Raw genomic sequence first — 23,889 nt, forward strand, 5'->3', positions numbered from 1 at the left:
GCACGGCGCCTTACACGGACCGGCGAGGGCGTGCGCTGGCTCGTGCGGGCGCCCGCGTCTCCGTTCGAGCGCAGAGCGGTGCAAGGGTTCGCGGGGCGGTAACGTCGTGCGATTAGGGAAAGCGGCGCCGGTCGACTAAAATCCCAACCTTCTTCAGCATGCGTGCCGGCCGCCGCGTTCCTGCCGGCCGAAACCGCTTTCGTCGAAACAAAAATGAATCCAGGGGTTGTCTACGCGTTTTCGGCTTTCGTCATCTGGGGCCTTTTTCCGATCTATTTCAAGGCCCTGCATTCGATCAGCGCAATGGAGATGCTTGCGCACCGCATGGCCTGGTCGATGGTGTTCCTGCTCGTCGTCATGACGATCCGGCATCAGTGGCGCTGGCTCGCGCCCGTGCTGAGCAACCGCCGCCAGCTCGCGCGTTTCACCGCGAGCGCGGTGCTGCTGTCGTCTAACTGGCTGATTTACATCTGGGCGGTGAACGACGGCCGGATCGTCGAGGCGAGCCTCGGCTATTTCATCAATCCGCTCGTGAACGTGCTGTTCGGCATGGCTTTTCTGCACGAGCGGCTGCGCCGCGTTCAGTGGGTCGCGGTCATCCTGGCCGCCGCGGGCGTGCTGTGGCTCACGTGGGTCAACGGCCAGCCGCCGTGGATCAGCCTCGCGCTCGCGCTGACCTTCGGCGGCTACGGCCTCCTGCGCAAGACCGCGCATCTCGGCGCGCTCGAGGGGCTCACGCTCGAAACCATGCTGCTGTGCCCGCTCGCCGCGGCTTATCTCGCGATCGCCGGCACGCACGGCGCGAGCGGTTTCGCCGACGCCTCGTTCGGCGTCAAGGTGCTGCTGATCGCCGCGGGCCCGATCACGGCGATTCCGCTGCTGCTGTTCGCGGCGGGCGCGCGGCGCATCCCGCTGTCGATGCTCGGGCTGATCCAGTACATCACGCCGACGCTGCAACTGCTGATCGGCGTGGTGATCTATCAGGAGGCGTTCGGGCACGACCGGCTGATCGGCTATGGCGCGATCTGGGCGGCGCTTGCCGTCTATTCGCTGGAAAGTGCCTGGCGGGCGCGGCAACTGCGTGCGTGAGTGCGTGACACCTTAACGGCGGCCAATGGCGGCCAACGGCAGGCATCATCGATGAAAATTCTTCTTTTCGGCGCGACGGGCATGGTGGGGCAGGGCGTCCTGCGCGAGTGCCTGCTCGATGCCGAGGTGTCGGAAGTCGTCACGATCGGCCGCACGGCAACCGGTGTGCACAACCCCAAGCTGCGCGAGATCGTGCATCGGGACATGTTCGACTACGGCGCGATCGAAGCCGCTCTGACGGGTTTCGACGCCTGCTTCTTTTGTCTGGGCGTCTCGTCGTTCCGGATGAGCGAGGCCGACTACACGCGCCTGACCTACGACCTGACGATGGCCGCCGCCGAAACGCTCGCGCGCGTCGATCCGGCCATGACGTTCGTCTACGTGACGGGCGCCGGGACCGACAGCACCGAGCGGGGCCGCACGATGTGGGCGCGCGTGAAGGGGCGCACGGAGAACGCGCTGCTGCGCCTGCCGTTCAGGGCGGCGTTCATGTTCCGCCCCGGCGCGATCCTGCCGATGCACGGCGTGCGCTCGAAGACCGCGCTGTACCAGGCGGGCTACTCGCTCGCGCGGCCGGTGATGCCGTTCCTGCAGCGCACGTTTCCGAACGCGATCGTCACGACCGAGCAGGTCGGGCGCGCGATGCTCGCCGTGGCGAAACAAGGCGCGCCGTCGCCGATACTCGAAAGCCGCGACATCGCGCGGTACTAGGTACTAGCGCACAGCGCGCAGGATCAGCGCGCGGCGTCGCCCCAGCGGTATTCGATGGTCGTGTCGTCGAGCTTTGCCTTGAGTTCCGGATCGAGCGTGAGATCGGCGGCGGCGAGCGTGTCGGTGAGCTGATCCGGCCGGCTCGCGCCGATGATCGCGGAACTCACCACGGGATTGGCGAGCACCCACGCAATCGACGTCTTCGTGAGCGACTGTCCCGCGTCGGCGACGATCGCCTTCAGCTTTTCGATCGTCTGGAATTCGCGCTCGTGCCAGTAGCGCTGCTGGTACATCTCGCCCGCGCGCTGGCCGATGGTCGCGACCGTAAAGCGTCCTTCCGACGGCGCCGTATCGTGACGGTGCTTGCCCGTGAGGAGCCCGCCCGCGAGCGGGTTGTAAGGCATCACCGCGAGCCCTTCTTCCGACGCGAGCGGCAGCAGCTCACGCTCGATCTGGCGAAAGAGCAGGTTGTAGCGCGGCTGCATCGAGACGAAGCGCGCCGTGCGCAGCGCGTCCGAGCGCCCGAGCGCGCGCGCGAGCCGGTAGGCGAGGAAATTCGACACGCCGATATAGCGCGCCTTGCCGTGGCGAACGATGGTGTCGAGCGCTTCGAGCGTTTCGTCGAGCGGCGTTTCGGGCGAGTCGTGATGGAGCTGGTACAGATCGACGTAGTCGGTGTTCAGCCGCTTGAGCGAGGCGTCGATCGCATCGAGCAGATGCTTGCGCGAGGCGCCCTGGTCCCACGCCGACGGCCCCATCTTGCCGACCGCCTTGGTCGCGAGAATGAAGCGATCGCGCTTGCCCTTCAGCCAGCGGCCGACGATCTCTTCCGTGCCGCCGGCCGTCTTTTCGTCGGCGCCGAGCGGGTAGACGTTGGCGGTATCGATGAAATTCACGCCGGCGTCGGCGGCACGGTCCATGATGCTGCGCGACACGTCCTCGTTCGTCTGCAAGCCGAATGTCATCGTGCCGAGGCACAGGCGCGAAACGGTGAGGCCGGTATTGCCGAATTTGCTGTATTGCACGGTGGGCTCCCTACAGGGTGGCGGTTGGGGGTGGCGGTTGGGGGTGTCGAGTGGGGTGTGGATTGGGGCGGCTTTGCAGCGAGTCCGATAGCATAGCCGCGACGCCGCGACCTTGCTGGCAACGCCGCAACGCCCGCGCTTGGGGCGCCTGATGCCGGCAAGCTGCCGCGCCTACTGCGCGGCGGCCGGCTGGCGGGCCGGCTGCGGCGCGGCGTCGAGCCTGCGGAACACGAGTGCCGAGGCGAGCGTGATCACGCCCACGCACACGAAGCTCAGCTTGAAGCCGAGCGCCGCCGACCCCGAGGCGCCCTCGAACACCCGCACGAGCCCGCCGCCGATCGAGACGCCCAGGCCGATCGCGAGCATCTGCACCATCGAGAAGAGGCTGTTGCCGCTGCCCGCATCCTTGATCGACAGGCCCTTGAGCGTGACGCTGTTCATCGCCGCGAACTGCATCGAGTTGCTCGCGCCGAAAATCGACAGGATCACGATTTCCACGGCGAGCGGCGTGCCCGGCGCAAAAGCGGCGAAGCCGACAATCGATGCGCCCACCAGAACCGTGTTCACGAGCAGGAAGTTGTCGTAGCCGTAGCGCTTGACGAGCGGCGCGATCCAGCCCTTCGCGATGGTGCCGGCGAACGCGGCGGGCAGCATCATGAGGCCCGAGTGCAGCGGGCTGTAGCCGAGTTCGAGCTGCATCAGAAGCGGCAGCAGGAACGGCACGGCGCTCGACCCCACGCGGCAGAGCAGGTTGCCGACGAGGCCGACGCTGAAGTTCGGCTCGCGAAAGAGCGCAAGCTGGAAAAGCGGATTCGCGCGCCGCTGCGCGTACGGAATGTAGGCGAGCGCGGCGGCCGCGCTCAGCGCGAAGAGCGCAACGGATACGAGCACACGATGCTCCTCGACGGGATTGTCGATTGCCATCGAAAACGCGACCATGCAAAGCGACAACAGCCCGCAGCCGACGAAGTCGAACGGAGGCGCATCGGCGATGCTGTCGTTCGGCAGATAGCGCAGCACCGCGACGAGCCCGAGCGCGCCGATCGGCACGTTGATCAGAAAGATCCAGTGCCAGGTCGCGGCCTCGACGAACCAGCCGCCGAGCGTCGGCCCGAGGATGGGGCCGACCTGGCCGGCGATCGAGATCATCGCGAGCGCCGACACGTAGGCTTCGCCCGTCACGCTGCGCAGGACGGCGAGCCGCCCGATCGGCAGCAGCATCGAGCCGCCGATGCCCTGCAGCACCCGCGCGACGATCAGCTGGTCGACCGTGTGCGCGCCCGCGCAGCAGAGCGAGCCGATCACGAAGAGCAGAATCGAAACGAAATAGACGCGCCGCGTGCCGAAGCGGTCTGCGAGCCAGCCGGAGGCGGGGGTGAGGAGCGCCATCGTCAGCGTGTAGGCGACGACGATCGACTGCATGGCGAGCGGATGAGCGTTCAGGCTGCGGGCAATCGAGGGCAGGGCGGTGTTGACGATCGTCGTGTCGAGCGCCTGCATGAAAAAGCCGACGGCGACGATCCACAGAAGCGCCGTGTGAGAAGACTGTCGTGTCATGTGCGGGTAACGAAGCGTGAGACGGGCCGCCGCGGAAGGTTTCCGTATCAGCCAAGCTGAAATGTTACAGATTACGGATGCTATCGGGAACCCCGCTAACCACATTGACTATCATCGTAAATGCCGATCACAATCCCCGCATGCTCAATCCAGTCTGGCTGAACACGTTCGCGACGGTGGCCGCGTCGCACAGTTTCACCGACGCCGGGCGCCAGCTCGGCCTCACGCAGTCGAGCGTGAGCGAACACATCCGGCGTCTGGAGGAGAGCGTGGGGCGCCGGCTCCTGATCCGCGACACGCATTCGCTCGCGCTCACCGCCGACGGCGAGGCGATGCTCGTGCACGCCCGCGTGATCCTGGAGGCGATGGCGCATGCCGAATCGCAGTTCCGCTCGCCACGGCTGCGCGGCCGCGTGCGCCTCGGTTCCTCCGACGACCTCGCGCTCGGCCCGCTGCCGAGCGTGCTCGCGGCCTTTCGTAATACGCATCCCGACGTGGAGCTCGAAATCACGATCGGCATGACCGGGCAGCTTTATCAGCTGCTCGATGCCGGCGCGATCGATCTGGCGGTCGGCAAGCGCCGCGTCGGCGACGCGCGCGGCATGCGGCTTTTCAGCGGGCGGCTCGAGTGGCTCGCGAAACCCGGCACCGTGGTCGATCTGGCACTGCCGCTGCCGCTGATACTCGTCGCCGAGCCGAGCGTGACGCGCGCCGTCGTGCTCGACGCCCTCGCGATGGCGGGCGCCAGCTGGCAGATGGTCTGCACGAGCAGCAGCCACGCGGGCTGCATCGCGGCGGCGCGCGGTGGGCTGGGGCTCACCGTGCGCTCGCATTTCCTCGCGGGGCGCGGGCTCGCGCCGCCGCTGAACCGCGCGGCACTGCCGGAACTGCCCGAGGTGGAATTCATCGCGCTCGGGGCAAAGCACCTGAGCCGTCCGGCGGAAACGCTGCTGCAACTGCTGCAGAACAGCGACCTGCGCGGCGAGTGGGACGGCGAGTAAGACGCCGGGTAAGACGCCGACCGGGCGCGCATATCCTTAGCGCAATTGCTTCGTTTGCGCGGCGCGGCGTGGAATTTATGCTCTTTCGCTACGGTTTCGAACGGAGAGAAAGAGAATGACGACGACGCAGGCATGGCCGCACGAGGCCGACGGCGCAGAGTGGCTCGATCGTTTCGCGGGTGTGTTCGAGCGCATCGCCGCGGGAGCCGTCGAGCGCGAGCAGAAGCGTGAACTGGCCCGCGACGCGGTGCGCTGGCTGACCGAATCGGGTTTCACGGCGCTGCGCGTGCCGCGCAAGTACGGTGGCGGCGGCGCGACGCTGCCGCAGTTCTTCAGGCTGCTCACGCGGCTCGGCGAGGCGGATTCCAACCTGCCGCAGATCCTGCGCCTGAATTTCGGCTTCGTCGAATTGCGGCTCGAAAGCGACGACGAAGCCGCACGCGAACGCTGGCTCACGCGGATCGCCCGGGGCGAGACGGTCGGCGCGGCGATCTCGGAGCGCACCGGCTCGACGCACAACACCGTCACCGTGACGCCGGACGGCGCGAGCGGCCGGTGGCTGCTGAACGGCGAGAAGTATTACAGCACGGGCGCGCTCTACGCCGACTGGATCAGCGTGACGGCGCACGACGGCACGGACGACCTGCATCTGCTCGTGCGCGGCGACGCGCCGGGCGTCGCGCGCCTCGACGACTGGGACGGCTTCGGCCAGCGCCTGACCGCGAGCGGCACGACGCGCTTTGACAACGTGCGGGTGGAGGGCGACCAGATCCTGCAGCGCTTCAAGGCGTCCGAGCCGCGCCGCAACACGCTCGTGACCGCGTTCTACCAGACCGTGCATCTCGCGACGCTGGCGGGTATCGCGCGGGCGGTGCTGCGCGACGGCATCGCGTTCGTGCAGGGCCGCACCCGCACCTTCGGCGTGCCGGGGCGCTCCAGCCCGCGCGAGAATCCGCTCGTGCATCGGGTTGTCGGGCGGCTCGCGAGCCTGGCGTTCGCGGCGGAAGCCATCGTCGATTCGGTGTCGGCGGCGCTCGAAACCGTGCACCAGGCACGCCTCGCGGGGCGCGCGAAGCCAGAGGATTACATCGCGCTCGACATCCAGGTCTATCAGGCGCAGCAGATCGTGATCGAGCAGGTGCTCGAAGCGTCGACGCTGCTCTTCGAAGTCGGCGGGGCGAGCGCGACGAGCGAGGCGCGGCGGCTCGACCGCCACTGGCGCAACGCGCGCGTGATCGCGTCGCACAACCCGGCGATCCAGCGCGAGGCGGCCGTCGGCGATTTCCACCTCAACGGCACCGCGCCGAACGAGCGCTTCAGCCTCGCACATTCGACGGCGCCGTCGCAGGACGCGGATTCCGGTTCACGCGACGCGTCCGGCGCGCGCGCGGCGCGGCTCGATGCGGCGCTGGCGGAAAGCGGGCGGTAGGGCGCAGGACGACAGGGCGGCGTCCGGCGTTCGCCGTGCGAACGGGATTCACCGGGCGCGGTGTGTATTCCTTTCGTCAGCGCCGCGCGCGGCAGGCCGCTTTCCTTCCGGGAGCGGCGTTTTTTACCTGAATGTCATAGCGAGAAAAGGCTCCGCCGACGAACACCGTACGGCGGCGAGCCAACCCTGCCCGGCGCTGCAACGCTGCAACAGCCGGGCCGCGTCAGGCCGGTCCGCGACGAATCATCGTGAGAATTCGCCGCACCGCTCGCATACCGCGATTGCCACGCGCATTTTGCTTCTTATATATTGAGCGGCGTTTTGCTGCGGGCGCCCGGCGCCCCGGCTCACCTCGTCCTTAAGCCCGCTCACATGAAAGTCCACGACATGCGCCGCGCCCCGTGCGCGAGACCCGCACAAGAACCGTCCGTCGCGCGCGGCACGATCAGCACCATCGGCACGATCGGCACCATCGGCGCGCGAAGCCGCCGGTGAGCGCGCTCGCCGGTTTCCCCGCACGCCTGCGCAGCTTCAGCGCGCGACGCATCACATTCGCTGCGTTGGCCACGCTCGGCGCCTGTTGCGCGCTCGCCGCAAGCGGCGCGGCGAGCGCGGCGTCGTATGTCGCGAAGCATTGCGCGGAGCTGGAGGGCAGGAGCATCCCCGCCCCGGTGATCGGTCTGCCGACGCGCGGCGCGCTGATTTGGAGCGCGTCGGTCGTGAAGGCGGCGGCGCCAGGCAACCGCAACGGCGAGTACTGCCGGATCGTCGGCAGCATCAGGGCGGTTCAGGACACGACGCCCGATATCCGCTTCGAAGTGAACCTGCCGAGCCGCTGGAACGGCCGCGCGCTGCAGATGGGCGGCGGCGGCTACAGCGGCGTGGTCGTGAGCGGCACCGAGCCGATGCCGTTCGCGCCGGACTCCACGCCGCTCGCGCGCGGCTACGCGACCTTCGGCTCGGATTCGGGCCACGTCGGCAATTCGGGCCGCGCGGATTTCGCCGCCAACGACGAAGCGATCGTCAACTTCGGCTTCGGGCATCTCAAAAAGACGCACGACGTCGCGCTCGCGCTGATCCAGATGGGCTACGGGCGCGGGCCGGAGAAGACCTACTTCGCGGGCGGCTCGACGGGCGGTCGCGAGGGGCTCACGGTGATCGAGCGCTATCCCGCCGATTACGACGGCGTGATCGCCAACGCGCCGGCCATCAATTTCTCGGGCGTGCGCCTGATCGGCGTGAAGGTCGGGCAGGCGTCGTACGCGAAGCCGGGCGGTTTCGTCGGGCTCGCGCAGCAGCGGCGCGTGTTCGAAACCGTCATGCACGACTGCGACCGGCTCGACGGCGCGGCCGACGGCATCGTGGGCAACGTCGAGGCATGCCGCGAGCTCGAGCCGCAAATCGTCGCGCAACTGCGCTGCGCGAACGGCCAGCGGCCGTCGCTGCGCGACAGCTGTCTTTCCGACGCCCAGCTGGCGACGCTCGACACCCTGCGTGACGGCCTCTCGCTGCCGTACCCGCTCGCCTATAACGTCAACTCGTATCCGGGCTACAACGTCTATCAGGGCGTGGACTTGTCGGGCGGCCTCGGTCTCGGCGATTCGCCGACGCTCGTCTCGCCGCCGGGCTTCGCCGTGAACGGCTATCTCTTCGCGCAGGGCGACGCGTACATCCGGTACTTCGTCACGCGCGATCCGGCGTTCAGCAGCCTCGCCTTCGACATCGCGAATCCGGGCCGCTACCGGCAGCGGCTCGTGACGCTGTCGGCGACCGTCGGCGCGATGAACACCGACGTGTCCGCGTTCATTGCGCGCGGCGGCAAGCTGATCATGATGCACGGCCTCGCCGACGAAGTGATCAGCCCGAACCAGACCATCGCGTTCTACCGGTCGCTCGTCGGCCGCTACGGGCAGGACACCGTCGATTCGTTCGTGCGCCTCTACATGGTGCCGGGCTTCCAGCACGGCAGCGGGGTGTTCATCCCGGCGTGGGACGAACTCGGCGCGCTCGACCAGTGGGTCACGCGCGGCGTGGCGCCCGAAACGCTCGTCGGCACCGACATCGCCCCCGCGACCAACGGACGCTCGCGCCCGATGTGCCGCTACCCGGCCTATCCGCGCTATACGGGCAAGGGCAGTGTCAACAGCGCGGCGAATTTCCGCTGCGAGCGTCCGTGAGCGGCGCGCGGGCCGAGCGCCGTTGATGTGTTCGTCGCGAGCGCGTTCGATGTCCGCGGGTTCAATGCCCGGCACGGGGGGACGAGCCGCACCCGTTGCGCGAGGTGTACGCGCGGCAGTTCGACCGGCGCGCACCCGTAGCCCGGCACAATGGCGGGAGCGGCGAAAGGCTTCAGCGGACGAAGGGCGTGTCTGAAGAGCGCATCGGGCGGTGCATCGAGCGGCACATCGACGCGCGCCGGGGCGAAGCGGCGCCCCGGCGCTGCGCGACAGCCGTCGTGCCGGTCATCGTGCGCCGCGTGCGAAACGTGGCATGGCGCGGGCGGCACGCTAGAACGCGCTCGCGCTCGTTTTCGAGACGCGTGGCCATAGTCGCGCGAGCCATCGTCGAAGCTGGGTCGTGCCCGCATGGCGGTACGACGTCACGGATACCTCGAGCGGCGCATCCGCATCCGACGACAGCCACACGCGCTCGCCGCGCATGAGCCGCACGACATCGCCGGGCTTCGCCCAGTAGTCGTACGGGTCCCCGTGACGCGTGAGCCAGGCCGCGGCCTGATGCACGCGCAATTCGCCGTCGTGCGCGACGCGCCACGACAAGGTCTGACGCGGCTGCACCTCGAAATACACGACGACGCGCGCCTTCGACGCGAGCGCGGATTTCCCGCCTGCCTGCACTGAGACTTGCGATGCTTTTTCCATCATTGCTCTCCAGTGGTGAGCCGAAGACTTGAGCCAGAGACGGAGTCGCACGCATGAAAACAAAAAGGCCCCGTCTGATCGGCGGGGCCTTCGGAATCGGTTGTGTCTGCCTTGGTGTTGCTAGCGCACGCGCTCTCCCGATGACCCGCCAGTGGCGTTCATTGCGTAGCAAATCGGGACGATGGAGAGAAGGCGGCTTGCGTGCATGAAGCGCAGTATCGGGCGGCGTCGCGCCGCTGTCAATATCGAGATGCCGGGCGCGCGTGAAATGCCTTGCGCCTCGCGGCGGCCGGGATTATCGGGATGACATGCAGGATGACGAAGGGCCGGGATCGAGCGCGGCCCTTCGCATCGGGGTTACGCCGTGCGAGCGGTCAGATGCCGGCGTAGCCCACGGGCTTCGTCGAATGGCTCTTCGCGACGTCGGCGTTCGTGGATACCACGTATTGCGGCGACTCCGTGAGCGTGAGCACGAGCTTGCCGTCGCTGTACGGCGCGCTCGACGGATTGCCCATCGCGTCGATCAGCTGCACCGTGCCGCTCGTGCCCGGCGCATCGACGGCGAGCGTGTAGGCCGTGCTGTAGGTCGAGCTGAAGCCCGTGCTCGCATCCCACACCGCGTTGTTGTGCGTCCAGAGCGCGGTGATCACGCGGCCGCCGCCGAGCTGCTGGAACGCGTACGCGTACACGCCCGAGGGCAGGTTCGCGAGGGGGCCGAGCGTCGTCGTGCCGTCGAGGATGCGCGTCATCGCGGCGACCGTCATCGCGGCCGGCTTGGGGCTGATGTTGGTCGTGCCGAACGCGGCCTGCGGGTTGTCCAGATCGAAGAACGTGCCGTAGCCCGGCTCGCCCGGGAAGTCCGGGCCGAAGAACACGTAGGTCTGATCGGCGCCTTCGCCAAGCAGGATGAGGTGCGTGCGCGCCACCACCGCGCCCTGCGCGAACAGGATGTTCGGCGTCGGATAGTTCGGGCCGTAGCTCGAACCGATGTCGTAGCTGATGCCCGTCTCCGTCACGAAGAGCTTCATGCCCGGCTTGTAGTCGGCGGCCATTTCCGCGCGCAGGTTGCGCATCTCGTTGAGCAGCGAATTGGCGGCGTCCGCGGGGTCCGGCTCCGTGTGGCGGCGCTCGGGCGGATGCGAGGGCGAGGTGCCCGCGTCGTAGTAGCCGTGCGTCGCGATACCGTCGATGTACTGCGCGAAGCCGAGCGGCGCGAGGCGCTTGAGGCGGTCGGTGGTCAGCGACGGGAACGGTTCGGCGGGCCCCATCACGACGGCCTTCGGGTCCGTCGAATGCAGGCCTTCATGCGCGGTCTTGTAGAGCGCGACGAAGTTCGCGTCGGTGTCCTTCCACAGGATGTACGGCTCCCACGTCACCTGATAGTAGTTCGCCGACTGCGTCGGGAAATAGCGGGCGCGGATCGCTTCGGTCTCGGTGCCCACGCGCGCGAGGTAGTTCGAGAAGTAGCCGAGATCGGCGGGCGCGTAGCCGAAGTCCGGCGACTGGCCGTGGCCGCTCGCCCAGCCCGGAATGCCGTCGAGGCGCACGAGGCGCATGACCTGGCCCGACGTATAGAACGGGTCGAGATTGTTCGCCGACGGGTTGAACGTGTTGCGGCCGTTCGGCTCCATCACGGACATCTGGCGGTCGTCGATCGTCGAGGTGATGCCGAGCGCGGCCAGCATCGGCCCGTTGCCGTTGAAGCCCTGCATGCCGAAACGATGCTGGTCCTGGTGCGCGTAGTTCACGGCGGGAATCGTGGCGGCGAGGTTCGGCAGCACGCCGAACGTGGCGATGCCGTTGGGCCGCGTGCCGGCGGTCTGCACCTGGCCGCCCGACTTCGCGAACGTCGCCGAGACGGCGAAGTAGCCGGCGCGCGTGGAGGTGCAGGTGAGGGTGGTCGTCGTCGCGACGGCGGGCGCGGAGACGCTGCCGCTCGCGACCGTCTTGCCGGTGGTGTCGGAAATGGCCCAACGAAGTGTGTCGGCGGCAGCGGGGCGTGTCGTGATCGCGAGCTTGAACGCGCTGCCCGCAGCGAAGAGGCGCGTCTTGTCGGCGCTCGGGGTGTCGGCGGTGATCGGCGCGCTGCCCGACGGGGCCGTCGACATCGACGGCGACACGCACGACAGCTTCTGGCTGGCGGTGGCGTTCGCTTCGGCCTGCGCGTCCGTGGAGGCGGCGCCGCCCGCGGCGGGGTTGCTCCCGGCAGCGCCGGGCGTGGTGGCGTTGGCCGTCGAAGCGGGGCTGCCTGCGTCGCCTCCGCCGCCGCAGCCGGCGAGTGCGAGGACGAGCGTGGAGAGCAATAGCGGATGTGTTTTCATCGATTCATGCGAACGTTAGACGGCGCCGGGAGGTCGGCGTCCGGCGGCGCCTGCGAGGCGCCGGGATCCATTGCAAAATGCGCCGCAGAACGCGGCACCGCAAACGATTGCGCGCTGTCCGGCCGAACAGCGCTGCGGGAACGGCCAGGGGAAATCGACGTTGCACGACCGCGTCGCGAGCGGGTCGGGCAACCCGGGCGTGGCGCGGGAACAGCGAACTGAAAGCTTGACGAGACAAACGTCAGCGGCGCAATAGTACTAAGAAAGACTCGTAACAGTGAGTAAAAGGCCGTAACCGTACGTAACGTCTGATAAATGATGTAAACATCATATGAATGAAGAAAGGCGGGTGCTAGCAGGTGCCAACCGGGCTATTGCCCGCCAGGAGATGCCGCGCTAACGTGAACCTTCGTTCAAATTTTCGGGAGTTGCCGTGGCTTACATGTTGCTCATCGTCGAACCCCGTGACCAGCGGGCAGAGCGCTCGAAGGAAGAAGGCCGGCGCGTCTACGCGCAGATGCTCGAATTCGCCGACGGCCTGCGCTCGCGCGGCACGCTGCTCGCGTGCGAGTCGCTGACCTCGGACGCGGAGGGCGTGCGCGTGCAGAAGCGCGATGGCGCGCGGCGGCTGATAGACGGGCCGTTCGCCGAAGCGAAGGAGATGGTCGGCGGCTTCTTTCTGCTCAACTGCGAAACGCGCGAGGAAGCGCTCGCTATCGCCGCCGACTGCCCCGCGGCCGAGTGGTGCACCGTCGAAGTCCGCAAGACCGGGCCGTGCTACGAATGACTCGGGGTTTTCCCGGTGAGCGGTAAATTCGTGTCGATTTCGAGGCGCGCCGGTCGTTGTCAGGGCAAGAGGCGAGCACACACGGCCCGCGCTGCCTCACGACGCCCGCACACGCGCGCCGATAACGAACTGGAGTTTCAAGCCATGCACAAACAGATCTTCGTGAACCTGCCGGTGAGCGACCTCAAGCGCTCGATGACCTTCTTCAAGGCGCTCGGCCTGTCCTTCAATTCGCAGTTCACCAACGACCAGGCCGCGTGCCTCGTCGTCGGCGAGAACATTTTCGCGATGCTGCTCGTCGAGGAGTTCTTCAGGACCTTCACGCACAAGCCGCTCGTCGATGCGAATGCGGCCACCGAGGTGATCGTGTGCCTCTCGTGCGAGAGCCGCGCCGAAGTGGACGATCTGGTCGCGAAGGCGGTGGCGGCGGGCGGACGTGCGCCGCGCGAGCCGCAGGACCACGGCTTCATGTACGCGCACGGCTTCGAGGACGTGGACGGCCACATCTGGGAACTGGTCCACATGAGCCCGGAAGCGGCGTGAGCGGGGGCGGGCAGCAGGCGTCGGCGACGCACCGCGCGATCGAGGCGGTGTGGCGGATCGAATCCGCGAAGGTGATTGCGGGTGTCGCGCGCATCGTGCGCGACGTGGCGCTCGCCGAGGAGTTCGCGCAGGACGCGCTCGTCGCCGCGCTCGAGCACTGGAGCAAGACGGGCGTGCCCGATAACCCGGGAGCGTGGCTCATGACGACAGCGAAGAACCGCGCGCTCGACCGCTTGCGGCAGGACGCGCTGCACGCCCGCAAGCACGAGGAGCTCGGCCGCGAACTCGACGCGATGCAGATGCATGTCGTCCCCGATTTCGTCGATGCACTCGACGCCGCGCGCGAAGACGACATCGGCGACGACCTGCTGCGGCTCGTCTTCACGGCCTGCCACCCGGTGCTGTCGCTCGACGCGCGCGTCGCGCTCACGCTGCGCCTGATCGGCGGCCTCACCACCGACGAGATCGCGCGCGCGTTTCTCGTGCCCGAGCCGACCATCGCGCAGCGCATCGTGCGCGCGAAGAAAACGCTGTCGGCCGCGCGCGTGCCCTTCGAGGTGCCGAAGGCGGATGCACGCGCGGCGCGCCTCGCGTCCGTGCTCGAAGTGATCTACCTGATTTTCAACGAGGGCTATTCCGCCACCGCGGGCGACGACTGGATGCGCCCCGCGCTCTGCGAGGACGCGCTGCGGCTCGGGCGCATTCTCGCGGAGCTTGCGCCCGGCGAGAGCGAGGTGCACGGCCTCGCCGCGCTGATGGAAATCCAGGCGTCGCGCATGCGGGCGCGCGTCGATGCGAAAGGGCGTCCGGTGCTGCTGCCCGATCAGGACAGAAGCCGCTGGGACCCGCTCCTGATCCGCCGCGGGCTCGCCGCGCTCAGGCGCTCGGAAGCGCTCGGCGGTGCGCGCGGCGTCTACGCGCTGCAGGCGGCGCTCGCGGCGTGCCACGCCCGCGCGCCGAGCGCGGAAGACACCGACTGGGAAATGATCGTCGCCCTTTATGACGCGCTGCTGCAGGTCGCGCCCACACCGGTCGTCGCGCTCAATCGCGCGGTCGCAGTCAGCATGGCGTTCGGGCCTCAGGCGGGCCTCGAGATCGTCGATGCGATTCGCACCGAGCCGACGCTCGCGAACTATCACTGGCTGCCGAGCGTGCGCGCGGACCTGCTCGCGAAGCTCGGACGACGCGACGAGGCGCGCGCCGAGTTCGAGCGCGCCGCATCGATGACGCGCAACGCGAAGGAGCGCGAGTTCCTGCTCGGGCGTGCGCGGGAGATGGACGCCTAGCGCGCCGGGTGACGCCTGAAGCGTCGCCCCTTGCCCCGCTTGCTGCAATAACACGCCGGCCGATGGCGGTTCGCGCGCGCGTGTCCTACGCTGCATTCATATACGGATGGCTTCACGTCAAGATCCGCGTCGGTTGCTGGACCGGTCGTTCCTTCGAGGGCCGTCGATATGAAGAGAAAATCACGGGAACACGTCGCGATCGTGGGCGGCGGCATCACGGGACTGTTTTGCGCGCTTGCGCTTCAAAAGGAAAACGTTCCGTTCACGCTCTACGAATCGTCCGACCGGCTGGGCGGCCGCATTCGCACCGTGCGAATCAGAAAAGACGGCTCGACGTGGGACGATTTCGCGGAGGAATCGGATCATGCGGATGTCCGGAACGAACTCGATTTTTATGCCGAATTCGGTCCGATGAGAGTCGAATGCGAATTGCAGCATTTATTGAAGGCGCTGCTGACGACGCTTGGCATTACCCGGTCGAAAACCGGCAAGGACCGGAAATGGAAGCCGCATCTGGTCGATTTTCCGGCATATTCGTCGCCCACCTCGTCCCGTGATCCGAAGTATTCCATGCCGCGGTCAGAGGACGGCAAGTCGCCTCTGGAATTGCTTACGCTCGCGCTCATGCGGATCATGTACACGGTCGGCGTTTCGGGAAATTCGCAAATCGCGAGGAAACTCGAAAAATGGCGCAGGGCCATGGACGAGGCGGGCACGGATTTCGAAAAGCAGCAACTCGCATTCATGCCGTGGCTCGAAGAACTGAACGACCGCGATTGCTGGGAATTCCAGACAACGGCGCAATGGATAGAAAGCCCGTTTTCAAATCGGACGCCGACTCAGCTATGCCATATTGGTTTCTGGAACATTATCGCGGACGTGCTCGATCACACGTCGATCATGAAAATGCGCGATCTCGGCACTTTCTATCATCTGCTTCCGGATAATCCCAATGCGGCGGAATGGATTATCTGGTGGCTCAAGGGGCTTTGCTATGGAAACAAGCTTCAGGGCATTCACGGCGGAATGGAATGCATCGTCGAGCTGATGGTCCGGCGCATCGGTGAAAAAAATCTGCTCACGGACCACGCCGTGACGAGCCTCTCGAAGGAAACGGGCAAATGGCGCCTGACATTCGCAGACGGGAGGACCTCGCTCCCGCATACGCGCGTGATACTCGCGCTTCCGATCCGGCCGCTCACCGCGCTGATCGGCAACAGCCGCGAGGCTTTTCTGGCGGTTGAACCGAGGATCGATGAACTCGTCGATTCCGCATTCGGTTTTCCGATGGTGAAGGTATTCGCGGTGGTCGATCGCCGCTGGTGGCCGGCGCCGCGCCCGGCGAATCAGTTCGCGACCGACATTCCGACCCGCGAACTCCACTATTGGGACGGAATGACGCGCGGCAGCACGAGCGGCATGGTGATGGCCTACACCGACCGGCCGGCGACGTCCTTCTGGTCGAACTACGTGCCGCCGGGCCACCAGTACGACGTCACGGGCCACGGCCGGACGAGCGCCGACTCGAGGCTCAAGCACAAGATCCTGCACTACATCCGGCGCGGCGGCGGACGGGATGTGGCGAGCGGGAGCATCGCGTGGTACGGCATTCGCGACTGGGGCCGCGACCCCTATGGCGCGGGCAATCACGCGTGGCGCCCCGAGCGGCGGTTCTGGGTGGTGATGCGTAGACTGGCCGATCTCGACAGCAGCTACGATCAGAGCGTCCACATCTGCGGCGAGGCGTATTCCGACTATCACGGTTTCATTGAAGGATCATTGCGATCGGCCGTGTATTCGCTGCATCGCATTTTTCAGCGATATGGCCAATCCGAATTGCAATGGCTGCCCTCGCTATTGCGCAACAAGCTGGCCCGGCAGCATTTCGCCGAACTCGTTGAATGGAAGAATCATCTCGACGCCATTCCTGTCGACAGCGAATTTATCGTGCGTGAATGAATATTTGATTCGCCCGTGAAACATGACTAGGCAAGAAACGAACCCAATTCTCTGAAATAAGGGTAACTACCTATAAATCGGCATCCCAAATATTACAAATGACGCATTAGAATGACCTCTCTATTGCTGCGAAGCACCATCGTTTAGATACGTCCGTTCGTTTGTTTATTTGATTCGCATTGCCGGTACCGCGGACCGGTTGCGGCTTTTACCCCCGCGGGGCCGAAGCTCGCAGGCAGAAGATGGAAGGCGAGGGCAACTCGTCCTTTCACCCTCTGCTATATGCGCGTCATCGTCGCACCCGCCATATTCGACCTATTCGAGAGGAAATCACCGAGGGCATTACCTGAGAGCATCACCTGAGAGCATTGCAAAGGGCATTAAAGACCCGGCAAATCAACACGCGAAACCGCGCCTTCAGTTGCACGAGGGCTGCCGTGACACGTGTCAAGCCAATGGCCGTATGTGCGAGGCGGGCATTGGCAATTCATTATCCTCGCAGATGTAAATCGATCGGATGGAAAGGATGAGCAAGAAAATCGCTGTAGTGACCGGCGGCATGGGCGGCCTCGGAGAGGCGATCAGCATCAGGCTGCATGATGCGGGTTATAAGGTTGTCGTCACGCATTCGGCGGGCAACGCCGGCGTGGACGTCTGGCTCGCGAAAATGGAATCGGCGGGCCGCCAGTTTCGCGCGTATCCGGTGGATGTCGCCGACTACGACTCGTGCCAGCATTGCGCCGCGAAAATCCAGGCTGAAGTCGGGCCCGTCGACATTCTGGTGAACAACGCCGGCGTCACGCGCGACATGACGCTCAAGAAGCTCGACAAGGTCAACTGGGACACGGTCATCCGCACCAACCTCGACTCGGTCTTCAACATGACCAAGCCGCTGTGCGAAGCGATGGTCGCGCGCGGCTGGGGTCGCATCATCAATATCTCGTCGGTGAACGGCTCGAAGGGCGCGGTCGGACAGACCAACTACGCCGCCGCCAAGGCCGGCATGCACGGCTTCACGAAGGCGCTCGCGCTCGAAGTCGCGCGCAAGGGCGTGACCGTCAACACCATTTCCCCCGGCTATCTCGCCACGAAAATGGTGACGGCGATTGCGCAGGACATCCTCGAATCGAAAGTCCTTCCTCAGATCCCGGCCGGACGTCTCGGCAAGCCGGAAGAGGTCGCGGCACTCGTGCAGTTCCTGTGCTCCGACGACGCCGGTTTCATGACCGGATCGAACATCGCCATCAACGGCGGACAGCACATGCAGTGAGACGACGCGGCCCTCGCACGCGCGGGAGCCGTGAAGCATCCACTGCGCAATGATGTTGCCGATTCTTGTCGGTTCTCAGGGAGACTGTCATGAGTGAAACATGGGTGGGCATGGCCGTCGGCGCGTCGGCGCTCGTCATCGCGTTGCCGCTGGTGCTCGCGCATTATCGGCGCGAACGCCGCCGCACGCAGTTGCTCAGTCATCTCGACCATCACGACTGGTGGTATCGGGGACGGCCCCGGGATCACTGGATCAGCGACAAGTGACCTGCCGCTGACACCGCTCGTCCGCATGAGCCGTCACGCCGGTGAACCGGCGTGACGATCCCGCAGCGCAGCGATCCTGAACGCACACACCAGCCGCGCGACGCGATGCCGCCGGCGCACGTCGGTGCGCCGCGAAGGGCTGGAGCAGGGCGGCGCGAAGCCGGTTCCGGCATCCCGCACCGCACGTGTGCCTCGCCGCCTCGCCGACATCTTCCTGAACCGGATCGGCCACCGGCCATCTAACCCGGGTAGCGACCCAGTCGACGCATCAGTTTCTCTTTCGCCTCGCGCGACAAGGAGACGGTCATGGCGTTCCTGAACGACCCCGACGGCAAGCGGCTTCCCATCAAGCTCGACACTGCCACGAATGGCGAATTCGCGCCGATCCCGCTCGAGCCCGTGCATCACGAAGCGCGGCGCCGTGCACTCGACGCCGCGGGCGAAAACGCGAAACGCCTGGCACTCGACCGGCGCCGCTTTCTCGTGAGCGCCTGCGGCGCTGCGACCACGCTCCTCGGCATGAACGAGGCTTACGCGCGAAACGGCCGCACCGGCGGGTTTTTCGACGTGCCCGCCGAAGCCGCGCGCGATCTGCAACTCGCGCGCTCGACGCTCGACGGATCGGAGTTCATTTTCGACGTGCAGGGGCATTTCGTGAATCCGACCGGCGCGTGGACGAAGCGCCTGCCGCCCGGCGCAAGACCGCTGCAGATGCCGAAGACGAGCCACTGCGCGCGAGCCGCGGGCGCGGGGCAACTCGGCTACCTGCAATGCATCGGGCCCGACGAGTTCGTCAAGGACGTCTTCCTCGATTCCGACACCGACCTGATGGTGCTGTCGTTCGTGCCTTCCACGCGCGAGGACGAACCGCTCACGATGGAGGAAGCGCAGGCGACGGCCGGCATCGTCGCGCGGCTCGACGGCACGCACCGCATCTACATTCATGGCCGCGTGAATCCGAACCAGCCGGGCGATCTCGAGGGCATGGACGAACTCGCCGAGCGCTACAGGATCTCGGCGTGGAAGACGTACACGCAATGGGGGCCGAGCGGCCGGGGCTTTTTCATGGACGACGAACCGGGCATCGCGCTGATCGAAAAGGCGCGCAAGCTCGGCGTGAAGAATATCGCGATCCACAAGGGCATTCCGTTTGGCGAGCGATCGTACGAACACTCGACGTGCGTCGACATCGGGCGCGTGGCGAAGCGCTATCCGGATGTCAATTTCCTGATCTATCACTCGGGATTCGTGCCGGGAAGCGGCGAGGGTCCTTACGACCCGCGTCGCGCGGACGGCATCGACGCGCTCGTCACGAGCCTGCGCGAGAACGGCGTGAAACCGGGGTCGAACGTCTATGCGGAGCTCGGGTCGACGTGGCGCTTTGCGATGCGCGATCCCGACACCGCCGCCCACACGCTCGGCAAGCTGCTCAAGTCCTGCGGCGAGGCGAACGTGCTCTGGGGAACGGACTCGATCTGGTACGGTTCGCCGCAGGACCAGATACAGGCCTTTCGCACGTTTCAGATTTCAGCCCCGCTGCGGGACAGGCACGGGTACCCGGAGATCACTCCGGCGATGCGCGCAAACATCTTCGGGCTCAATGCGCTCAGAATCTATCCGGTTCCCGCCGACGTGCTGCGCAAGTATGTGAAGAGCGACAAGATCGCGTTCGAGCGCGAGGAATATCGTGAGGAGCGGCCGGATCCGAGCTTCGTGACGCATGGGCCGAAGACGCGTCGCGAGTTTTTGAATCTCAGGGCATGGGGGGCTTGAGGGTGCGCGGGATGGTGGGGTTGGGTTCATTGGTGATTTAACATAAGCTTAATTAGCGTAGTTTTGACTGTCGCAGCTTTTTAGTAATGTCCGCTTTTAGCCAAGTTGAAATGTCCTTTTTTCGCTCCATCGTAAGCTGATCGGCCGCTGGGAATCCAGCGCGGGAGGCTTCGATGGCTGCGACAGAACGGATCACGATGACGATGCGCGAGCTGGACCGATTCAAGGTGATTGAGGACCTGGCGGACGGCAAGCTCAAGCCGTGGCGCGCGGAGCAACGACTCGAGTTGACCAGCCGACAGATCCGTCGGCTGGTCGAGCGACTGCGCGAACACGGAGCGCAAGGTCTCGTGTCGCGTCGGCGCTCGAAGCCCAGCAACAACCGATTGGACGCGGTGACCGCCGACCGGGGGCACGTTAGATCATTCGCGAGCGTCATGCTGGTTTGACAATGACAGACCGGCAACGCACAGAATCTGTTTGCCGCCTGCCCGTTCGCTCTTTCCGCACCACATCATTCACAGCCAGCAGCGCATCTTCGATCGACGAAAGCGGTATGCGCAGGATGGGGTCGAACAGATACCGGGTGCGGACGAACAACATGCGTGTCCGCGCCAAAGACTGAAAGACGTCGCCATTGGGACAATGCGAAAGCAACCGGATACGAAGAAAAAGCGCTAGCAAAGCGAACTGCCCTATCGAACAAGCATTCGTGCCACGCTTCTAAGGCTCATCTCTCATTGGATGTCTAACGACTTGCAGCGCTGTCATTAAACCGCTTGCTACCGAACCCAGACACGCGCACTGCGACCGCCGAGCGACATCCTCGCCTTAGTCAAAGGCAATCGCAAACCCCTAATCTAGAACGGCAAACTCCGCTATGTGCCTTCCCACTTATTGAATAAGCAACCCAATGATTCCGGGCCGATACAGCTATCATCGACTTGATGAGGTAAACACATGAGATTCAGATGTTGCAGGTCAGCGAAGCCCCATTTCAGGACGAGTACGTCTGACGTCAATTGTTTTTTCAGGCGTTGACATCCGCTCGTGCCTCAATTCACTGCTTCATTGCTACGAACGTGCCTATCGACTGCAGCACATTAGAACGGGAATACCGTCCCCCGCTAAACGCAAACGTTTGCGCAAGTTGCGCAGCAGGTATTCAAGCATATTCCTTGAATATGAGAAATATTCTTAATTAACGTAAGCCGCCTGTCGCATGCGTTTTATTTTTTTAGAAGACCAAAAGTCGATTAGTATCATTAAATAAGCGCCATGCGAGAGTCACCCTGCGAAAGGATGGTTAGGTGACGCCGCAAGAGCCAGGCGCAAAGTCATAATAAAATCTTGAGAGACAAAAGAACAATGGGCCTAACAAGTCAAACAAGCGAACATCTTGCGTGGGGCACAGAGGACAATGCGCTTCGGGGCGCCATCGCCGTCATCCCGGCGACGGCCACCAGATGGTTCGTTGCAAGCGAGCACGAGGCTAAATTATCGCGGCGGGGAATCACCGTGCCGCTGCATCAAGCAGTCAGGCGCCTTGCCGGCCCCCCCGACGTGGACGTTCACCGGCTATGCACCGGCCAAGGGAAAGCCATTGCCGCGACAACGCCATGAACCTGAGCCGACGCAGGCAAGCCGCCGATGAAGCTCGGTGCGCAAGGCAATACCAGGTCGAACTGGCGCAGGGCGCATCGCATCTTGCCAGCATGCTGCACGCGGCTTCTATGAGAGCAGCCGTCGAGGAAACGGCGCAGCATTTTCAGCAGCGATACGGCCGGGAGGACCTTCGAGTGTTCCTCACCCTGCTCGCTCGGCAGGTCGAACGGCGCGGACAAGCAGAGGCTCTTACAGTGCTCCACGATTTCATCGGGCAGCTCGACTCGAACCAATTCGAAACGCCTTTCGTCGGGTCATCGCGCACGGACGCTGCCGATTCCGCCGCACCCGACGGCAGCTCTCAAGGAGCTACGGGCAACGTTCGCCGACGCAGGCGTCCTTGAGGGGCGTCGGGATACTTAGGAAGCTTTTAGTCGTTACCGGCAGTTGGCACTAGAACCATTCGCAGGGCGTTCATTGGAGCATCACCTCAAGTCGCATGAGTTCAAATAGTCCGCGATTGCCAGTGGTTTCGCGCGGCATAGTTTCGAAAGCGATTGTTTATTCACCATGGTGGAGACAGGAGAAAAGCATGAGCAAGCGAATTGCGTACGTAACGGGTGGTATGGGCGGCATCGGAACCGCAATCTGTCAGCGCCTTCATGAGGACGGTCTCACGGTCGTGGCAGGTTGCGGACCGAATTCGCCGCGCCGCGAGAAATGGTTGTCCGACCAAACCGAACTGGGATTTCACTTCATTGCCTCCGAGGGCAATGTTGGCGACTGGAAATCGACCGTGGCGGCGTTCGACAGGGTGAAAAAGGACGTCGGTGAGATTGATGTACTGGTGAACAACGCCGGCATCACGCGCGATGGCGTCTTTCGCAAAATGACGCTGGAGAACTGGAATGCCGTGATTGATACGAACCTGACAAGCCTTTTCAACGTCACCAAGCAAGTCATTGAGGGGATGGTCTCGAGGGGCTGGGGGCGCATCATCAACATCTCGTCGGTCAATGGGCAGAAAGGCCAATTCGGGCAGACCAACTACTCGACCGCCAAGGCCGGCATCCACGGCTTCACGATGTCGCTCGCGCAGGAAGTGGCGGCAAAGGGTGTCACCGTCAATACCGTCTCACCCGGGTATATCGGTACGGACATGGTCCGCGCTGTCAAGCCCGAGATGCTGGAGGCCATCGTTGCAGGCATTCCGGTGCGTCGCCTCGGCGAACCCTCGGAGATAGCATCGATTGTCTCGTGGATTGCCAGTAACGAGGCCGCCTTTGCGACGGGCGCGGACTTCTCGCTCAACGGTGGATTGCACATGGGGTGACGCGGCTTTCGCGCGACAGGCAGCGAAGACGCGACATTCTCGTACCGATATCAGCGATGGAGGGCGCAAATGCATCGAACATACAACTACAAAGACTTCACCGTCGATGTGGATGCCGAGCCGGTTGATGGAACACGAAGGGGACACGCTTATGTCACACCGGGCGGATACGTGGCCGTTGTCAATATCTCCCGGGGCGCGGGTCCTGCAGCAGCTGCTCCGCTCCGGTTCGGTGAATCAACCAGTCGTCCATTTGGGACGTCTGCTGAAGCGTTGATGCGCGGCTATTCAGCCGCACAACGCATCATTGACGGCTTCGGCGCCAATAGCACGTCGATGCCCCTCAACGGAAAGGCCTGAGTGCGCACAGCCGACCCTTGACGCGCACGATGTAGCCAGACTTTTCAATTAGCCCGGCACTGCCGCTCACGCCATGCAACGCGCGGGACAACGTCCCCACGGTGCTCGGCGTGAGCGACATCCGTTGCGTATTGTGCGTTCGCCTCCCAAACGAAAAGGGCGAACAGGATCTAGAACCGGCGCCGGCTGGGATCGTATTTCGGGTCCGGCATCTTCTGCGTCTGCCGCAAGACGCCCTGGTCGTCGAAGAAGAAGTTGAAGATCATGTGGTCGATGTTGTTCTCCATATAGCGGTATGACCACACCTGTCTGTCCATGCGCTTGAAGTAAGCTGTCTCGAAGGGCTTGCCGAAGTTCGCGAGCACGTCATTGCGCGTCCACTTCCCAACTTCGGCACGATAGAACTCGGTGTCTTGCAACACCTGGCGCACGCTCACCACTTTGCCAGACGAGTCAACGTCCGCTGCGGTCGTCGTCGAACCCATGGGCTGAGTTGGCCACATCAGGCGCTTGCCGCCATTGGGCAAGTCGTAGGTTTCGCGCGGGGGGCCGAGGCGCGCGATGAGCGCAGACTCGTTCTCGCCCGGCGCGACCTGCTGATGCGGCTGCGCACAAGCGAGAAGCGCGAGCGCCCCGGATGAAACCAGCATGCTTGCGAATCGAATTGACATGACGGCGTAGTGTGCCCTGCCCCT

Annotated in this window: 20 protein-coding genes and 1 pseudogene; 15 read left to right on the plus strand and 6 right to left on the minus strand. The window is 64.8% G+C overall.

The features are described 5' to 3' along the window. Positions 1 to 213: 213 nt before the first annotated feature. Positions 214 to 1,089 (plus strand): EamA family transporter RarD, encoded by an 876-nt coding sequence (gene rarD / locus BG61_RS18585; protein WP_035933531.1) that lies wholly within the window; start codon positions 214 to 216, stop codon positions 1,087 to 1,089. Positions 1,090 to 1,140: 51 nt separating this feature from the next. Beyond that, entirely contained in the window at positions 1,141 to 1,800 is a 660-nt protein-coding gene (locus tag BG61_RS18590; protein WP_035933292.1) for an NAD-dependent epimerase/dehydratase family protein, read from the plus strand. A 23-nt stretch (positions 1,801 to 1,823) separates the two neighbouring features. Here the strand turns inward: BG61_RS18590 and BG61_RS18595 are convergent, their stop codons facing one another. Both BG61_RS18595 and BG61_RS18600 read right to left on the minus strand, forming a co-directional pair. After that, positions 1,824 to 2,825 (minus strand): aldo/keto reductase, encoded by a 1,002-nt coding sequence (locus BG61_RS18595; RefSeq protein ID WP_035933290.1) that lies wholly within the window; start codon positions 2,823 to 2,825, stop codon positions 1,824 to 1,826. Positions 2,826 to 2,996: 171 nt separating this feature from the next. Further along, positions 2,997 to 4,487, minus strand: a complete 1,491-nt coding sequence (locus tag BG61_RS18600) for a DHA2 family efflux MFS transporter permease subunit (RefSeq protein WP_161783684.1) — start codon at positions 4,485 to 4,487, stop codon at positions 2,997 to 2,999. A 35-nt stretch (positions 4,488 to 4,522) separates the two neighbouring features. Between BG61_RS18600 and BG61_RS18605 the strand changes: the two genes are divergently transcribed. From BG61_RS18605 to BG61_RS18615, 3 genes are all read left to right on the plus strand, one after another. Then, positions 4,523 to 5,383, plus strand: a complete 861-nt coding sequence (locus tag BG61_RS18605) for a LysR family transcriptional regulator (protein WP_035938738.1) — start codon at positions 4,523 to 4,525, stop codon at positions 5,381 to 5,383. A gap of 115 nt (positions 5,384 to 5,498) precedes the next feature. Further along, positions 5,499 to 6,812: an acyl-CoA dehydrogenase family protein gene (locus tag BG61_RS18610; protein ID WP_081868114.1), complete on the plus strand. Its 1,314-nt coding sequence runs from the start codon at positions 5,499 to 5,501 to the stop codon at positions 6,810 to 6,812. Positions 6,813 to 7,357: 545 nt separating this feature from the next. Next, entirely contained in the window at positions 7,358 to 8,989 is a 1,632-nt protein-coding gene (locus BG61_RS18615) for a tannase/feruloyl esterase family alpha/beta hydrolase (RefSeq protein WP_051672632.1), read from the plus strand. A 330-nt stretch (positions 8,990 to 9,319) separates the two neighbouring features. On the opposite strand, the gene BG61_RS18620 is transcribed toward BG61_RS18615, so the two are convergent. Then, a complete protein-coding gene (locus BG61_RS18620; RefSeq protein ID WP_232256418.1) occupies positions 9,320 to 9,694 on the minus strand; it encodes a DUF2917 domain-containing protein in 375 nt (124 codons plus the stop codon). A gap of 371 nt (positions 9,695 to 10,065) precedes the next feature. After that, a complete protein-coding gene (locus BG61_RS18625; RefSeq protein ID WP_035938742.1) occupies positions 10,066 to 12,012 on the minus strand; it encodes a hypothetical protein in 1,947 nt (648 codons plus the stop codon). Positions 12,013 to 12,445: 433 nt separating this feature from the next. On the opposite strand from BG61_RS18625, the gene BG61_RS18630 reads away from it, so the two are divergent. The 8 genes and pseudogenes from BG61_RS18630 to BG61_RS18660 all read left to right on the plus strand — a co-directional run. Next, the gene (locus BG61_RS18630; protein ID WP_035938744.1) at positions 12,446 to 12,799 is read left to right on the plus strand and encodes a YciI family protein; all 354 of its coding nucleotides are present in this window, start codon (positions 12,446 to 12,448) and stop codon (positions 12,797 to 12,799) included. Positions 12,800 to 12,943: 144 nt separating this feature from the next. Further along, positions 12,944 to 13,342, plus strand: a complete 399-nt coding sequence (locus BG61_RS18635) for a VOC family protein (protein WP_035938746.1) — start codon at positions 12,944 to 12,946, stop codon at positions 13,340 to 13,342. Then, positions 13,339 to 14,628 carry an RNA polymerase sigma factor gene (locus tag BG61_RS18640; protein ID WP_035938748.1) on the plus strand — a complete coding sequence of 430 codons (1,290 nt, stop codon included), beginning with the start codon at positions 13,339 to 13,341 and terminating at the stop codon, positions 14,626 to 14,628. Before BG61_RS18635 ends, BG61_RS18640 begins: the two co-directional genes overlap by 4 nt. 168 nt (positions 14,629 to 14,796) lie before the next feature. Then, positions 14,797 to 16,587, plus strand: a complete 1,791-nt coding sequence (locus tag BG61_RS18645) for a flavin monoamine oxidase family protein (protein WP_035938751.1) — start codon at positions 14,797 to 14,799, stop codon at positions 16,585 to 16,587. A gap of 526 nt (positions 16,588 to 17,113) precedes the next feature. Further along, positions 17,114 to 17,857, plus strand: a complete 744-nt coding sequence (phbB, locus tag BG61_RS18650) for an acetoacetyl-CoA reductase (protein WP_035938837.1) — start codon at positions 17,114 to 17,116, stop codon at positions 17,855 to 17,857. Between the two features lie 89 nt (positions 17,858 to 17,946). Next, on the plus strand, positions 17,947 to 18,123 hold the full coding sequence (locus tag BG61_RS43300; RefSeq protein ID WP_169743311.1) for a hypothetical protein: 177 nt from the start codon (positions 17,947 to 17,949) through the stop codon (positions 18,121 to 18,123). Between the two features lie 306 nt (positions 18,124 to 18,429). Beyond that, positions 18,430 to 19,896 carry an amidohydrolase family protein gene (locus tag BG61_RS18655; RefSeq protein ID WP_035938753.1) on the plus strand — a complete coding sequence of 489 codons (1,467 nt, stop codon included), beginning with the start codon at positions 18,430 to 18,432 and terminating at the stop codon, positions 19,894 to 19,896. Positions 19,897 to 20,069: 173 nt separating this feature from the next. Next, positions 20,070 to 20,306 (plus strand): annotated as a pseudogene (locus BG61_RS18660) (helix-turn-helix domain-containing protein); the annotation flags it as partial. Positions 20,307 to 21,467: 1,161 nt separating this feature from the next. On the opposite strand, the gene BG61_RS41320 reads toward BG61_RS18660, so the two are convergent. Further along, positions 21,468 to 21,794, minus strand: coding sequence for a hypothetical protein (locus BG61_RS41320; RefSeq protein ID WP_035938756.1), 327 nt, complete (start codon positions 21,792 to 21,794; stop codon positions 21,468 to 21,470). A 299-nt stretch (positions 21,795 to 22,093) separates the two neighbouring features. Here BG61_RS41320 and BG61_RS18670 point away from each other — a divergent pair, with 299 nt between their 5' ends. Then, complete coding sequence (locus BG61_RS18670) at positions 22,094 to 22,834, plus strand: 3-ketoacyl-ACP reductase (protein WP_035941783.1); 741 nt, start codon at positions 22,094 to 22,096, stop codon at positions 22,832 to 22,834. 69 nt (positions 22,835 to 22,903) lie between these two features. Next, positions 22,904 to 23,194, plus strand: a complete 291-nt coding sequence (locus BG61_RS42005; RefSeq protein ID WP_075584183.1) for a hypothetical protein — start codon at positions 22,904 to 22,906, stop codon at positions 23,192 to 23,194. Positions 23,195 to 23,364: 170 nt separating this feature from the next. Here BG61_RS42005 and BG61_RS18675 read toward each other — a convergent pair whose 3' ends face one another. After that, on the minus strand, positions 23,365 to 23,844 hold the full coding sequence (locus BG61_RS18675) for a hypothetical protein (RefSeq protein WP_370818100.1): 480 nt from the start codon (positions 23,842 to 23,844) through the stop codon (positions 23,365 to 23,367). Positions 23,845 to 23,889: the final 45 nt, after the last annotated feature.

It is taken from the genome of Caballeronia glathei, assembly GCF_000698595.1.
Taxonomy (GTDB): Bacteria; Pseudomonadota; Gammaproteobacteria; order Burkholderiales; family Burkholderiaceae; genus Caballeronia; species Caballeronia glathei.